The sequence below is a fragment of the Shewanella baltica genome (genome assembly GCF_900456975.1).
Taxonomy (GTDB): Bacteria; Pseudomonadota; Gammaproteobacteria; order Enterobacterales; family Shewanellaceae; genus Shewanella; species Shewanella baltica.
Genome location: NZ_UGYM01000002.1, coordinates 3,245,755 through 3,260,818, shown reverse-complemented (window position 1 = coordinate 3,260,818; position 15,064 = coordinate 3,245,755). Strand labels below are relative to the sequence as shown.

General features: G+C 46.2%; 10 protein-coding genes. 6 read left to right on the top strand and 4 right to left on the bottom strand.

Translation table 11 applies throughout. The features are described 5' to 3' along the window. Positions 1–107: 107 nt before the first annotated feature. The gene (locus DYH48_RS14660; RefSeq protein WP_115335212.1) at positions 108–2,570 is read right to left on the bottom strand and encodes a TonB-dependent receptor; all 2,463 of its coding nucleotides are present in this window, start codon (positions 2,568–2,570) and stop codon (positions 108–110) included. An 859-nt stretch (positions 2,571–3,429) separates the two neighbouring features. On the opposite strand from DYH48_RS14660, the gene aceB reads away from it, so the two are divergent. The 3 genes from aceB to DYH48_RS14645 all read left to right on the top strand — a co-directional run bounded on the left by aceB (position 3,430) and on the right by DYH48_RS14645 (position 7,447). Beyond that, a complete protein-coding gene (aceB, locus tag DYH48_RS14655) occupies positions 3,430–5,079 on the top strand; it encodes a malate synthase A (protein WP_012588216.1) in 1,650 nt (549 codons plus the stop codon). Positions 5,080–5,219: 140 nt separating this feature from the next. Then, positions 5,220–6,545 (top strand): isocitrate lyase, encoded by a 1,326-nt coding sequence (aceA, locus tag DYH48_RS14650; RefSeq protein WP_115335211.1) that lies wholly within the window; start codon positions 5,220–5,222, stop codon positions 6,543–6,545. Positions 6,546–7,078: 533 nt separating this feature from the next. Beyond that, positions 7,079–7,447: an acyl-CoA thioesterase gene (locus DYH48_RS14645; protein WP_006080843.1), complete on the top strand. Its 369-nt coding sequence runs from the start codon at positions 7,079–7,081 to the stop codon at positions 7,445–7,447. 80 nt (positions 7,448–7,527) lie between these two features. Here the strand turns inward: DYH48_RS14645 and DYH48_RS14640 are convergent, their stop codons facing one another. The 3 genes from DYH48_RS14640 to yiaY all read right to left on the bottom strand — a co-directional run bounded on the left by DYH48_RS14640 (position 7,528) and on the right by yiaY (position 10,385). Then, positions 7,528–7,734, bottom strand: coding sequence for a hypothetical protein (locus DYH48_RS14640; protein WP_006080844.1), 207 nt, complete (start codon positions 7,732–7,734; stop codon positions 7,528–7,530). Between the two features lie 288 nt (positions 7,735–8,022). Next, the gene (locus DYH48_RS14635; RefSeq protein ID WP_006080845.1) at positions 8,023–8,388 is read right to left on the bottom strand and encodes a hypothetical protein; all 366 of its coding nucleotides are present in this window, start codon (positions 8,386–8,388) and stop codon (positions 8,023–8,025) included. An 848-nt stretch (positions 8,389–9,236) separates the two neighbouring features. After that, a complete protein-coding gene (gene yiaY / locus DYH48_RS14630) occupies positions 9,237–10,385 on the bottom strand; it encodes an L-threonine dehydrogenase (protein WP_115335210.1) in 1,149 nt (382 codons plus the stop codon). 609 nt (positions 10,386–10,994) lie between these two features. On the opposite strand from yiaY, the gene betI reads away from it, so the two are divergent. The 3 genes from betI to betA are packed head-to-tail and all read left to right on the top strand — an operon-like array spanning position 10,995 to position 14,749. Next, the gene (gene betI, locus DYH48_RS14625) at positions 10,995–11,600 is read left to right on the top strand and encodes a transcriptional regulator BetI (RefSeq protein ID WP_012588214.1); all 606 of its coding nucleotides are present in this window, start codon (positions 10,995–10,997) and stop codon (positions 11,598–11,600) included. Next, complete coding sequence (gene betB, locus DYH48_RS14620; protein WP_115335209.1) at positions 11,591–13,054, top strand: betaine-aldehyde dehydrogenase; 1,464 nt, start codon at positions 11,591–11,593, stop codon at positions 13,052–13,054. Before betI ends, betB begins: the two co-directional genes overlap by 10 nt. A gap of 9 nt (positions 13,055–13,063) precedes the next feature. Further along, complete coding sequence (gene betA, locus DYH48_RS14615; protein ID WP_115335208.1) at positions 13,064–14,749, top strand: choline dehydrogenase; 1,686 nt, start codon at positions 13,064–13,066, stop codon at positions 14,747–14,749. Positions 14,750–15,064: the final 315 nt, after the last annotated feature.

The window sequence follows — 15,064 nt, the reverse complement described above, 5'->3', positions numbered from 1 at the left end:
TTATCGATTAAGGATTTAGATGTCAAAAGAGAGCATAAATGCTCTCTTTTTTGTTGGAAACATATCCACTTTCGCGCTGCTGTTTAGCGCTTAAATCTATTTAGCGCTCAAAAACTATAGCTGTATTGCAGTTTGACGTTGCGTTCTTCACCCGGCATACCGCCTAAGAACATCGCTTTACTGTAATAGTCTTTATTGAATAGATTATTGATATTAAGCTGGATTTTCCAAGAATCAGTGCTGTAACTCACCGCCGAGTCGACGACAGTATAGCTAGGCACGTAACCGTCTGGAATACCAAATGAGCTAGAGTGCGTGCTGCGATCATCTACAAATTTAGCACCAAGGCTTAATTCGATTGGGCTTGATAAGCTAAACCAATCGGCGCCATAGGTCACCCAAGCGCTGGCAGTGACATAAGGCACGCCTTTTTGACGGCTATTGTAGGTTAAACTACTTGGATTTTGTTTATCCCTTGCATCTTGGTACATGCCGTTAAGGTTGATACGCCAGTTGTCGTTTAAGTGGGCATTGAGATCGAGTTCAACCCCTTGGGTATCTTCACTTCCGTCGTAAAAATACACGGGTACTTCTGGTCCTGATACGCCTATTTTATATTCTTCATTCGTATAGGACACATTGGTGCGCGAGCTCTTAAAGAGCACCAATGATGCGAGCATTTGATCATCAAAGGCTTTAAAGCGCATACCCAGATCATTGCTTACCGATTCTGAATCTTCACGGTCAGTATTTTTGCCGGTCACAGTGCCTAATATACTGTAAGCAGTCCGCCCCTTAGAGTGGTTCAAAAAGAAAGATAAGTCGTCCGTCGGCATATAGGTTAAACCTAGATTATAGGTGATGCCGTTATCCGTAGTGTCCTCTTCCTGCGTCGCAGCAGCTTGACTTGCACTATAGCGTTCATCGACACCTAAGTGTTCATAACTTTGTTTTATCTCGTTAAATGCGACACCTACACGTGTGGTGAAGCCATGTCCTAAATATCCCACGTGTTGTACGCCTAAACCCCAAGCGCTGACCTTTTTGTCATAGTTCGCGGTCTTGAGTGGGTCATAGTCTTCAAACTTACCTGTGCCCCAATTAGGATTACGGATGTCGTAAATATAAGGCAAGGAACCTTGATAAGTAATTTCTCCATCCTTTTTTTTATAAATTTGATCGGCATCGAAGATAGAATATTGCTGGAAACGAATATTACGGTCTTCATAGTTGGCATTGACCAATAATTCATTGTCTATATTGCCAATTTGGAAGTCATAACGTAGATCGGCAAAGTACTGCCACGACGTCTCGTCGGCATCGACTTTACGGTATTCCTGACGTCTTGCAGCAAAAGGATAAAGTACGCCATTTTCAACTAAAGGCGATCTAGGCTCTTCGTTAATCACGTCGGTAAGAACGTTTTTAATCTTGATGTTACGCTTCCAATAGACATAGTTATAGGCACCAGTTTGGCGGGCGAAACCTGACGTGTAGTCGCGATACTGCAATTGTTGATTGAGGAACAAATTGTCAGTGAAATAGATATTATGGGTCAGTTTAAATCTTAACTCTTCACCCTCATTGTCCTTCGCCATGGGCGAAATCAGCCCAGCATCACCAAACGAATAGGGTGTTAAGCCGTCAGCGCCCGACAACGAGGCCGCTAACTGCTGACGCTGTGCATCGGTGAGTTGTAGACCATTACCGTTGGGATCATTAACCAGATCTTGCCACGTGACCTCGCCAGCGCCCTTGCCGCCGACAGATTCTGCATTGTAAATCCGAATCGGGTGACCAATAGAATCAACGGCAATAGCATCTTTTATGTAAGCACCTGAAAGCATTAAATCTTGGCTATCACTTAATACCCATTTTAAGGCGCCATAGATTTCGTCTCTGTCTGTACCGATATCGCGATACCCATCACTGCGGCCAGATTTAGCCACTAAACGGTAGGCGACATCATCACTCAGGCCGCCCGTGCTATCCAGAGCAAGGGAGTAGGTGTCCCATTGGCCCATTTCGGCGCTGAACTTATGCTTTGACTCAAACTGCGGTTTCTTTTCAATCAGATTGATCACGCCGCCAGCACTTCCCATGCCATAGAGTCCAGTCGCTGGGCCTTTTAATACTTCGACGGATTCAACGTTGGTTAAAGAGCGCGTAGGGTTGAAGGTATTTCCTAGGCCTGCACCGCCATACATACCGTCATAGGTGTAATTTGCGCCTAAACCACGGATGACTATGTTGTCACCAATGCCATAGTTATTTCCCGCTTGAGTCACGCCACTGATGTTACGGATCAAGTCCTGCAGATTATCTGTACCTTGGGTTTCGATCAGCTCTTGGTCAACAATCACTACAGCTGCTGGGGTTTCCATAAGAGACATGTCGGATTTAGTCGCCAGCCCTGAATTCTTCACTACTGAGTTCTGTCTGCCATAAACCGTGATGCGCTCAACGTTGGCTTCAGCATTTGCTGATATCGAGTTGGCTTCGGCGTGTGCGGTTTGTGATAAAACAGAAAGGCAGGCGAGTGCAGTTAGCGACAAACGAAATGGTTTCATTAATGGTTCCCCCAAATAAATAGGCCGCGAATAGTAATGATTTGCATTTAAGTTGGCAACAAATGTTTCAGCATTTATTGTCGAAATGTGCAGTGCTGCCAATGAATGCTGCAAAAAACATCTTTATGAGCAAACCAGTAATGGGTTCTAGCAAGAGAGAAACGTTATAAAAGGGCGGTTTTACGCTCCATCCCGTTGTAATTTCAAATTTGTTTCATTTTTTTTATAAAAAAGTGATTTATTTTTTGAGTTAACCATCACATCCCACCTTGTTGATCGGGAAACGCAACCTAGTGCTTAGCTGGTATTACACTCGGTCGTTGTTGCGTTTACGTAAACGTCAAAATAAAACGGTCGTTTAAATCCATGTTGGTAGCAGTAGTGGTTATCGTTATGATTTATATGGATTTAGCTTGCTTCCCTCTAGGTTAGTTCAAAACATTGGGTATTTTCTACTTAGGTCTAATAGGGTAAAAATGCTGTATTTATATATTTACTTTTGGTAATTTAATTACGTAAATAATTACTTTGCGTGGGGGTTGGTAAAGTTGTCTGACAAGTTTCATTTAACTCAAATTACCAAATGTAATTAAAATGTTTAATGTATTTTATATCATGATGTTATGTTGTTTTTTGTTGCTTGGTCAGACCAATTTTAGCATGGTTTTTACTTAGGTTAATGCCCGTTTTTGTCAATCTTGGACTGTTGCAAATACAAACGTTTGTCGGTAAGTTTTAGTTCGAAACAAACATTTGATGGTTTTTTGGTGAGTTTATAAGCAGCTGTGATTGGGGATGCTACTGCTTTATATGTCAGCGTTAAGCCTGTGATAGTGGAGCCTCTTGGGAGGGCATCAAGATGACGGAACACACTTTGAGTGAACAGCAATTGAATTCGACACTGGGTAAAGCTACAGCAAACGCCACGCTTAATATTGTGGGTCGTGACATTCCAGGCCAAGAAGTCATCTTTACCGAAGGGGCTGTCGCCTTACTCGAATCCCTTTGTCGTGAGTTTGCCGACGAAGTACCTGCCTTACTCGCTAAACGTAAAGATAAGCAAGCGCGTATCGATAAAGGATCATTACCCGACTTTCTGCCTGAAACCCGCGCTATTCGTGATGGTGCATGGCAAATTCGCGGTATTCCGGATGACTTGCTTGACCGCCGCGTAGAAATCACAGGTCCCGTTGAACGTAAGATGGTGATTAACGCACTCAACGCCAATGCCAAAGTGTTTATGGCCGATTTCGAAGATTCTTTAGCACCAAGCTGGGAAAAAGTCGTCGAAGGTCAAATCAATCTACGTGATGCCGTGCGTGGTGATATTGAGTACACAGCACCGGACACAGGTAAGCACTACAAATTAGGACCAAATCCGGCAGTGCTTATTTGCCGCGTTCGTGGTCTGCACCTTAAAGAAAAACACGTGCAGTTTAACGGCAAAGCGATTCCTGGCTCACTGTTTGATTTCGCACTGTATTTCTACCACAACTATCGCCAACTTTTGGCCAAGGGCAGTGGACCATACTTTTATATTCCTAAGTTAGAAAGTCATGTTGAAGCGCGCTGGTGGGCAAAAGTATTTGCTTTTGTTGAGGAAAGGTTTTGTCTGCAAGCGGGCACGATTAAATGTACTTGCCTGATCGAGACGTTACCGGCTGTGTTCGAAATGGACGAAATCCTCTACGAGCTGCGTTCCAATATCGTCGCGCTGAACTGTGGTCGCTGGGATTACATCTTCAGCTATATCAAAACATTAAAGCGTCATAGCGACCGAGTCTTACCGGATCGCCAAGCCGTCACTATGGATACGCCTTTCTTAAGCGCTTATTCAAGACTCTTGATTAAGACCTGCCACAAACGCGGTGCGTTAGCGATGGGCGGCATGGCGGCCTTTATTCCAGCTAAAGATCCGGTTCAGAACGAAGCGGTATTGCAGCGAGTTCGTCGAGATAAAGAGCTCGAGGCGCGTAACGGCCACGATGGCACTTGGGTGGCACACCCTGGTCTTGCCGATACCGCTATGGGTATTTTCAACGAATACATAGGTCAAGATCACTGTAATCAATTGCATATTACCCGTGATGTCGATGCGCCAATCCTGGCTAGCGAACTGCTTAAAACCTGCGACGGTGAGCGCACCGAACAGGGGATGCGTCTGAACATTCGTATCGCACTGCAGTATTTAGAGGCTTGGATCAGCGGCAACGGTTGCGTACCTATTTACGGCTTAATGGAAGATGCAGCTACAGCTGAGATTTCTAGAGCCTCAATTTGGCAATGGATCCAACACGGTAAGTCGCTATCAAACGGCAAACTCGTGACCAAACAACTTTTTAAAGACATGTTGGTTGAAGAGCTGTCGAACGTGAAAAAAGAAGTGGGTAGCGACAGATTCACCCATGGCAAATTCACCCAAGCGGCGGTATTGCTCGAAGACATTACCACCTCCGACGAGCTGGTCGATTTCTTAACCTTACCCGGTTACGAAATGCTGACTGCCTAGGATGAACCCATTTGCTTAAACCGTTTTATATCAATCAGATTTAGCTGTGGCGGGGCTACCGCCAACCAAACAATTTAGCAGAGTGAAACTGGGGGGCAGTTTCATGATAGCTACAACATCAAAGAGAAAGGAGCGACACTATGACTAAGGCAACGACTCAGACTTCACGTCAAGAGCAGATTGATGCAATCAAGAGAGATTGGGCAGAAAACCCACGTTGGAAAAACGTGCGTCGTCCTTACACCGCGGAAGAAGTGGTTGCACTTCGCGGTTCAATCGTGCCTGAGAATACTATCGCTAAGCGTGGTGCGGCTAAGTTATGGAAACTGGTTAACGGCGGCGCTAAAAAAGGCTACGTGAATTCGCTCGGTGCGTTAACGGGCGGTCAAGCGGTACAACAGGCGAAAGCGGGTATCGAAGCGATTTACCTTTCAGGTTGGCAAGTGGCTGCCGATGCTAACTTAGCCGGCACTATGTACCCAGATCAATCTTTATACCCAGCCAACTCTGTGCCTGCTGTGGTGTCACGCATCAATAACTCTTTCCGCCGCGCAGACCAAATTCAGTGGGGCAATGGCGTTAATCCAGAAGATGAAAAATTTGTTGATTACTTCCTGCCAATCATTGCTGACGCAGAAGCGGGTTTTGGCGGCGTATTAAATGCCTTCGAACTGATGAAGTCGATGATCGACGCGGGCGCTGCCGGTGTTCACTTTGAAGATCAGTTAGCTTCTGTGAAGAAATGTGGTCACATGGGCGGCAAAGTATTAGTGCCAACCCAAGAAGCGGTACAAAAACTGGTTGCTGCACGTTTAGCGGCGGATGTGAGCGGTGTCGATACACTGGTTATCGCCCGTACCGATGCTAACGCGGCCGATTTGTTAACTTCAGATTGCGACCCATACGACCGTGATTTCGTGACCGGCGAGCGTACCAATGAGGGTTTCTACCGTGTGAAAGCCGGTCTTGACCAAGCTATTTCTCGCGGTCTGGCCTATGCCCCGTATGCGGATTTGATTTGGTGTGAAACCGCCAAGCCAGATTTAGAAGAAGCGCGTATTTTTGCTGAAGCGATCCATGCTCAGTACCCAGATCAACTGTTGGCGTATAACTGTTCGCCTTCGTTCAACTGGAAGAAAAATCTGGACGACGCCACTATCGCGCGCTTCCAACAAGCGTTGTCAGACATGGGCTACAAGTACCAGTTCATCACTTTAGCCGGCATTCACAACATGTGGTACAACATGTTCGACCTCGCTTACGACTATGCTCGTGGCGAAGGCATGAAGCATTATGTTGAGAAAGTTCAAGAAGTTGAGTTTGCTGCAGCGAAGAAAGGTTACACCTTCGTCGCGCATCAACAGGAAGTGGGCACAGGTTATTTTGACCAAGTGACTACGGTTATTCAAGGTGGCCATTCATCAGTGACCGCACTGACAGGTTCTACCGAAGAAGAGCAGTTTTAAGCAGTAAGCAGCGCTTAGGATGATCCATTGTGATTGTGGATCACTCCTTAGCACGCCTTATGCCGATGTGTGGTGAGGCGTGGTTAAAAACTCGAAATAGAGGGCAAGGGCGGACTGTGATGAGTTACCGAGCTTGCAGCTTAAATATCGAGTCGAGTATGAAAGAGTGTTACCCGTAAGCCTGTGTTTAGCTGCTCTGCAGCTGTTATCCCCGTGCAGTTCGCCTACATGTGCTGTGCGGGTTTTTAAGTCAAATTTTGTGACTTAACTTCCTACCCAGTAAGTTTTTGCTTGCCTTAGCTTGGCGACTCTATGAGTCGCTATTTTTTTGCTTATTGGTTCACTATTGCGCTGATTAATATGGTGCAACTCTGATACGACTTGGTGCAATAATCGGATTATTTTACAGCAGCTTATTGCTATCTCATTGTTATTTAATGGCTATCAATTGTGGCCTGAAAAATGCTCTGAATACAGTGGGAAGTTATAGCGTATTAAAGCTGATTGTTGGCATTCACATTGAGGTCACCGCCATGAAATATTACAGTCGCCGTTTAGTTAAACCTGAACATTTAAATCCAGCAAATACGCTGTTTGGCGGTCAGTTGCTCAGTTGGATAGACGAGGAGGCCGCTATTTTTGCTGCCTGCCAGATGAAGAGCACCAGCCATGTGACTAAGCTGATTTCTGAAATCAACTTTATGACGCCAGCGCACCAAGGTGATGTGATTGAGTTTGGTCTGGAGCTGGTGAGCCTCGGCCACAGTTCGATTACCGTAAGCTGCCAAGTGCGCAATAAGATGACGCAGGCGCCAGTGGTGAGCATAGATAAGATGGTGTTTGTGCATGTGAATGCCCAAGGATTGCCTGTGCCCCACGGTATTCGGGCGAATGCGGCTTAGCGGGCGCGGAGCTTGAAATGCGTGACGTTTGAATAGATAAGATACTTAAAACAGACAGTGACGCCTAGGCGTCACTGTGATTAGTCTTTGGTTAAATCTTCTTTTACCGATTTGACGGCATCCCGCGAGGCATGTCCTATGGCTTTGGTGGTGTCTCGGGTCGCGTGACCTATCTCAGTGGTGACATCTTTAGTGGTTGTGCCAATGGCACGGCCTGCGTCCTTTAAATCCGCACAGGCGGATGTAGCGAGTAATAAAGGAATAATAATGAGCGTCGCTTTATTCATTGTGATGCTAATCCTCAATTTAAGTTCGTAACTCAATTTACTGGGCCTGCCATTTTTACAGTGCCAAATAACATTCGGGACAATATAACAGATCTTGAGCTGAATCACGCTATGGCACCATTATCTGCCGAGTCGCTGTTGTAATGTCTTTAGGCAAGTTTGAGCAAGAGGTGTGGAGCGGATAGGGCGAAATGACGTCGGAGTTTAAGTTTTATGAATTCAGCAAATAAAAACGCCAGTGGCGTTTTGCGCACTGGCGTCTAAGGTCGCTAAATAATACTGCAAAGATTATTCGAGTTTGGCTAAGCGTTGTTGATAGTCTTCAATCAGGTGCTGCATGATTTCTTCCGGTGCAGCATCGTCACAGCAATCATCTAAAAAGATTTTAAAGGTGACTAGGGCATGGCCGTCATTTTTGAGTCTGTCACTCTGCATTGAGAAGTAAGCATCTTCATTTTCGGCTTTACGAACCACAAACTTATTTGTTTCGAAGGACTTATCCCCAGAAAGCTCGTGCCACTTAGTGATGCGATTTAACGCGATTTCACAGGACTGGTTCATTTCAATATGATTTAACCAAGTAACGGGATGTTCAGGATCCTTGTAATGTGGACATCTAACTGTGTAGTTATATACATGGGTGATTGCAGTCATAGCGTACCTACCTGTTCGAGGATATTGTTGCCATCATAGGCATCGTTTTTGAATTCGGTCAATCATTAATTAAGTCTATTTAGCCTTGATGTTTTTTGACGGAGAAGGATAGTTACTGCATGAAAATTAACCATTTACTTAATCTGTCATGTCTCTATTTAGCATGAGTTTTATGCCAATAACTTTGTGCTAGATCTCAGTTTTGGGTGAAGTTTCGCTTTTGCTGAATTACTGATTAATAAAGCAACAACTTGGTCGTCAGTAAGTCTTATTGAGTGTAAGTGATAAAAAGAGTGAACAGCGGAGTAAATAGGTTAATTAAGCTTTGGTGGGCGTAATACGATTAAGTGGCAGCATAAGTTGTCGCAGAGGAAACGCAGAAGGCAGAATGGACAGAGGCCCATTCGTTAGAACGGGCCTCTCAGCTGGCTTCATCTTTTGCAGGGAAAAAGCGAACTGGGGCCATCTTATCGGATCTGTAACAGTCTGTAACCCACAGAGATCACGTTTTTTATATCATTTCGCTATGAATATTTGAGGTTCAGATCCTTTCTACTTGAATATGCAGATTTGTGAGTGTTTTGTCAGTGCAAAGGTGCATAGACACTGAGTTTTATGTTGGTTTTTGTTACTCAATTTTTAAGATAGCAACCTTGTCGATACCAGTATAAAAAAGGCCCCAATAGTGCAGCGATATTTTGTGCACTATTGGAGCCCAAAACGCATTCATTGGAGGATGAAGTCGTGTTTACGCACTAGCAGGACAATCAGTCGTTATCCAGCAAGTTAGCGCACGATTACAGTGCGATAACTTGCGATTGATAAAGTATGGCGATTACAGCGCACAATTACAGCGCATTAGTAAAGATCTGACAGATCTCCGCATGGGTTGCTTGTTTTGGATTGGTGAATCCACAGGCATCTTTTAACGCGTTATCCGCAAGTGTTGGAATATCTTCCGCTTTTACGCCTAACAAGGTCAGGTTTTCTGGGATCTTAACCGCAACAGACAGTTTTTTGATTGCCGCTATCGCCGCACTGGCACCTTGCTCATCGGTCATGCCAGACACATCCACACCCATAGCCTTGGCAATGTCTTTCAAGCGAGCAGGGACGACCTGGGCATTGTATTCCTGTACATGGGGCAGCAGCAGGGCGTTACATACACCGTGGGGCAGATCGTAGAAACCGCCTAACTGGTGCGCCATCGCATGCACATAACCTAAGCTGGCATTGTTAAAGGCCATACCCGCTAAGAACTGGGCGTAGGCCATTTGTTCACGGGCGTTGATGTCTTGACCGTTTTCAACCGCGTTGGCTAAGTTAGCCTGAATCAATTCCATGGCCTTGATCGCGCAGGCGTCGGTGATCGGGTTGGCAGCAATAGACACATAGGCTTCAACCGCGTGAGTCAGTGCATCCATACCGGTTGCGGCCGTGAGGCTCGCAGGCTTTTTCAGCATGAGCTCAGGGTCATTGACCGACAGCAAAGGCGTAGTGTGCTTATCGACAATCGCCATTTTAATGTGGCGGGCTTCGTCGGTAATGATACAGAAGCGCGTCATTTCACTGGCAGTACCTGCCGTTGTATTAATAGCCACTAATGGCAACTGTGGTTTTGCGGATTGATCTAACCCTTCGTAATCCTTAATGCTGCCGCCATTGGTGGCAACAAGGGCGATACCTTTGGCGCAATCATGGGGTGAGCCGCCACCGAGTGAAATCACAAAGTCACACTTGTTGGCTTTTAACAGGGCTAAACCCGCTTCGACGTTCGTCACGGTTGGGTTAGGTTGTACGCCATCATAGATGGTGGAGGTAATGCCATTTTGACCGAGTTTTTCGGCCACTTCACCGACTAAGCCAATTTTGACTAAGGGTTTGTCTGTCACTATGAGTGCGTGTTTAAAGCCTAAGGTTTTGATGTCACCGATAGCGTCATCCACTGCGCCTTGGCCTAATACGTTGACAGAAGGAATAAAAAATTTAGCAGCCATAAAATCCACCTATTTGCTTGTAAAGATTAAGTTGTGTTCTTTTCTGGTGATCAAGCTACCAATTTGGAGGTAGTGAAAGTGTGAGCTCGATCGAGTTCGGCGCTTATCTGGGGGCAATTTCCCACTAAAGTTGGAACTCGGTAACTAAACTTCGGACTTTTATGACGGGTATTAGTGTTGGCGTACGATATGGTTTTTCTGGGGGAGCGCCCGTGGCGAGGCATTATTTTTGTGTTTTTTTTACTGGTCTTTTTATCTCACTTTTCATCCCACTTTTTAGCTAACATTTGACGGCTCAATTGTTAAATCTAACAGAGGTTAAACCTCATTAATACTCTCATTCGTAGCATTAATTCCAGTTAATTAGTTTGATATCTAATATTAATTTATGCGTACTGCTGTGGTTGCGGTAGGGCCGCAAGTCAAAGAAATCTATACATTTATCTTGTTTTTACACATTAATTCTTTTTTGCATAACTAACTTGTGAGCTTTGTCACTGTGCTATTTTAGGTTGATAGTTACATCACTAATCATTATCATGATTGTTAATTGAACGTTCAATTAACGTCGTTCAGAGTATTGAGAGAGTGGTTATTCCTTGAGTATTTATGCCTAAAGCCGCAATGAAATTGATACGCAGACAGCAGCTTATCGATGCGACATTAGCATCGGTTGCCTTGCATGGATTGCAGCACACGACCATCAACAGCATTAGTCAGTTGGCGGGGATGTCGTCGGGGATCATCAGTCATTATTTCAGTGGTAAGCAGGGCTTGATCCAAGCGACGCTACGCCACTTGCTCGAGCAGTTAAAGCAGGCGTTGCTCAATCGAATCCAAGGACAAGTGTTGGCGCCAACAGAGCGCTTAATGATGATAGTTGAAGCGAATTTTACCGAGTTACAGCGCTCACGAAATGTCACTCACACTTGGCTGAGTTTTTGGGCACAAGCCGTCCACGATCCCCAGTTAGCCCGTTTGCAGAATATTAATAGTCGCCGCTTATACAGCAACTTACATTTTTCCTTTCGGCAAGTGTTGCCCAAAGAGTTTGCCCTGATGGCTGCTGAGCAAACGGCGGCGATGATCGATGGATTTTGGTTACGCAGCGCTTTAAGTGAAACCCCTGAGCAGGATTTTGTTCAGGCCGAAAAATTATGCAAAACCTTTATCCACAATGTGATAAAGCAGCATGGAGTCAAAACATGTCAGTAGAAGTACAGTACAACTTTATTGCGGGTCAGTTGCTCGCTAACGATAGCGGCGAAACCTTCGACGTCGTCAATCCTGCCACTGGGCAATTGGCGTATCGAGTGCAAGTGGCCGATGAAAAAATTCAGCAAGCGGCCATCGAGAGCGCCAAAAAAGGCTTTGCGATTTGGTCTGCCATGAGTGCCACCGAACGCAGTCGTATTCTATTAAACGCGGTTGCGCTATTGCGCGCCCGTAATGATGAGCTCGCGGCAATCGAAGTGTGCGACACAGGTAAACCTTGGCAAGAAGCCTCCGTGGTTGATGTGGTCACAGGCGCAGATGCCATCGAGTTTTTCGCCCATATTGCCCCTGGGCTTGAAGGCGCGCAGCAGCAAGTCGGTGGGGATTTTTATTACACCCGCCGTGAGCCCTTAGGCATTTGTGCTGGGATTGGCGCGTGGAATTACCCATTACAAATCGCCTGTTGGAAGGCCGCTCCTGCCTTAGCCAGCGGCAATGTAATGATTTTTAAACCTTCGGAAGAAACGCCGCTTGGCGCACTGAAATTAGCGCAACTCTTAAGTGAGGCGGGTTTGCCCGATGGCGTATTTAACGTCGTGATGGGCGATGGCAAGGTTGGCGCTTGGTTAACGGGACATCCGGATATTGCCAAAGTGTCTTTCACTGGTGAAGTCGGTACTGGCAAAAAAGTCATGGCCGCGGCGGCAAGTTCATTAAAAGACGTCACTATGGAACTCGGCGGTAAATCACCGCTTATCGTGTTTGACGATGCTGATATCGACAATGCGGTTTCCGGTGCCATGCTCGGTAACTTCTACACCCAAGGTGAAGTCTGCACTAATGGGACGCGAGTGTTTGTCCATGAGTCAGTTTATCCATGCTTTATTGAGAAGCTGCTCGCCCGTACCCAAGCCAATATTGTGGTGGGCGATCCTATGGCGCCAGAGACTAACTTTGGCGCGTTGATCTCCAAAGACCACCAGCAAAAAGTGCTCGATTATATTCAGCAAGGTATCGACGACGGCGCAACTTTGCTCACTGGTGGCACAGCGTTAACGCCAGATAATGCACCCAATGGTTACTTTGTCGCCCCAACCATTTTTACCGATTGCACCGACGAGATGCGCATCTGCCAAGAGGAAATCTTTGGCCCTGTGATGTCGGTACTCACCTTTAAAGATGAAGCCGAAGTGATTGCTCGGGCAAATAATACCGCCATGGGCTTAGCCGCTGGGGTGTTCACTCAAGATATCAGCCGTGCCCATCGAGTTATTCATCAGTTACAAGCAGGTATTTGTTGGATCAATGCCTATGGTGCATCGCCAGCCGAAATGCCAGTAGGTGGGTATAAGCTGTCGGGTATTGGCCGTGAAAACGGTAGCGAGACACTCAAGCATTACACCCAAGTTAAAGCCGTTTACGTGGGTCTACAGCCCTTAGAAAGCCCATTTTAAGGAGGCATTTTGGCCCATTCACTCCAGCAAAAATATTATAACTACATCATAGTCGGCGCCGGTTCTGCAGGGTGTGTGCTCGCTAATCGTCTGTCTAAGGATCCTAAAAACGAAGTGCTGTTATTAGAAACCGGTGGCAGCGATAAGAGCATCTTTATTCAGATGCCGACGGCGTTATCTATTCCGATGAACAGCCCTAAATATGCTTGGCAGTTTGAGACGCAGCCTGAGCCGCATTTAGATAATCGCAAGATGCATTGTCCTCGGGGCAAGGTGCTTGGCGGTTCATCGTCGATTAACGGCATGGTGTATGTCCGTGGTCATGCCAGAGACTTTGATGAGTGGCAGGCGCAAGGGGCGACCAACTGGGATTACAGCCATTGCTTGCCGTATTTTAAAAAGGCAGAAACCTGGGCCTTTGGTGGCGATGAGTATCGCGGCGAGTCTGGGCCGTTAGGCGTGAATAACGGCAACCAGATGCAAAATCCCTTATACCAAGCCTTTGTGGATGCGGGCATCGCGGCGGGGTATTTATCGACCGCCGATTATAATGCAGCGCAGCAAGAAGGTTTTGGCCCTATGCACATGACGGTCAAAAAAGGCGTGCGTTGGTCTACCGCTAATGCCTATTTACGCCCGGCGATGGCCAGACGTAACCTTACCGTGTTGACCCACACTTTAGTGCATAAAGTGTTATTGGAAGGGCAAGCGGCCGTTGGCGTTCGCATTGAGCACAAAGGCAAAGTTGAAGATATTCGTTGTAATAAAGAAGTGATTTTAGCTGCTGGCTCAATAGGTTCGCCGCATTTGCTGCAATTATCAGGCATTGGCGATCCCCAAGTATTGGCCGATGCTGGGGTCGAGTTACAACATGAGTTGCCCGGTGTTGGTCAGAATTTACAGGATCATTTAGAGTTTTATTTCCAATTCAAATGCCTTAAACCGATTTCACTCAATGGCAAGTTAGATCCATTCAGCAAGTTCTTAATCGGTGCCCGTTGGATTTTAGATAAGTCAGGCCTAGGGGCCACGAATCACTTTGAATCCTGTGGTTTTATTCGCTCAAAAGCGGGCCTCGAGTGGCCAGATTTGCAGTACCACTTTTTACCTGCGGCTATGCGCTACGATGGTAAAGAAGCCTTTGCGGGGCATGGTTTTCAGGTGCATGTAGGGCATAACAAGCCTAAAAGCCGTGGTGCCGTGACCTTAGTATCGGCAGATCCTAAAGCGCCGCCTAAGATCCAGTTCAATTATTTACAGCATCCCGATGATATTGAAGGCTTTAGAGCCTGCGTGCGTTTAACCCGTGAGATCATCAATCAAGCGCCATTCGATGAGTATCGCGGTGAGGAAATTCAACCCGGCACGCAAGTGCAAACCGATGAGCAAATCGATGCCTTTGTGCGTCAATCGGTTGAGAGTGCTTATCATCCTTCTTGTTCATGCAAGATGGGCACAGATGCGATGGCCGTAGTGGATCCTGAAACCCGCGTGCACGGCTTGCAGAATTTACGGGTAGTGGATTCTTCTATTTTCCCGACTATCCCGAACGGCAATTTGAACGCGCCGACCATCATGTTGGCTGAGCGCGCCGCGGATATGATTTTAGAGGCTGAGATGTTAGCGCCGGCGGATTGCGCCGTTGTGGTTGCCGACGCTTGGCAAACCACACAAAGAAGCACAGCTACAAGTTAACGGCACAAGTTAACGCCATAAGTGCACAACATGCCTGCTCGGTCCGTCTTATCGATGGACTGGCGGCTTCAATGTTAAGTGACGCATTAATTGATGACTCAAAACTCATTAATTGATTACTGAAAATAAGGGTCATGATTCATTTTATCTAAAGGGTCGGTCAGCCCGCAGTGAGTGTGCAAATGACCGCTTTCACGACTGAACATCTATCAGGGTTTAACTATCGCAGAGCGCTTTTTAAGTAGCGATATTTAAGGCTTGAGGGCAGAGTGCTGCCTTTAAAAATGATTCAGTTTTTATTATTAAATAAAAACA

Excerpts from the sequence above, each read along its gene's own strand:
- aceB (WP_012588216.1), top strand. The coding sequence starts at position 3,430 with ATGACGGAACACACTTTGAGTGAACAGCAATTGAATTCGACACTGGGT.
- betB (WP_115335209.1), top strand. The coding sequence starts at position 11,591 with ATGTCAGTAGAAGTACAGTACAACTTTATTGCGGGTCAGTTGCTCGCT.
- betI (WP_012588214.1), top strand. The coding sequence starts at position 10,995 with ATGCCTAAAGCCGCAATGAAATTGATACGCAGACAGCAGCTTATCGAT.
- DYH48_RS14660 (WP_115335212.1), bottom strand. The coding sequence starts at position 2,570 with ATGAAACCATTTCGTTTGTCGCTAACTGCACTCGCCTGCCTTTCTGTT.
- yiaY (WP_115335210.1), bottom strand. The coding sequence starts at position 10,385 with ATGGCTGCTAAATTTTTTATTCCTTCTGTCAACGTATTAGGCCAAGGC.
- DYH48_RS14645 (WP_006080843.1), top strand. The coding sequence starts at position 7,079 with ATGAAATATTACAGTCGCCGTTTAGTTAAACCTGAACATTTAAATCCA.
- aceA (WP_115335211.1), top strand. The coding sequence starts at position 5,220 with ATGACTAAGGCAACGACTCAGACTTCACGTCAAGAGCAGATTGATGCA.
- DYH48_RS14640 (WP_006080844.1), bottom strand. The coding sequence starts at position 7,734 with ATGAATAAAGCGACGCTCATTATTATTCCTTTATTACTCGCTACATCC.
- DYH48_RS14635 (WP_006080845.1), bottom strand. The coding sequence starts at position 8,388 with ATGACTGCAATCACCCATGTATATAACTACACAGTTAGATGTCCACAT.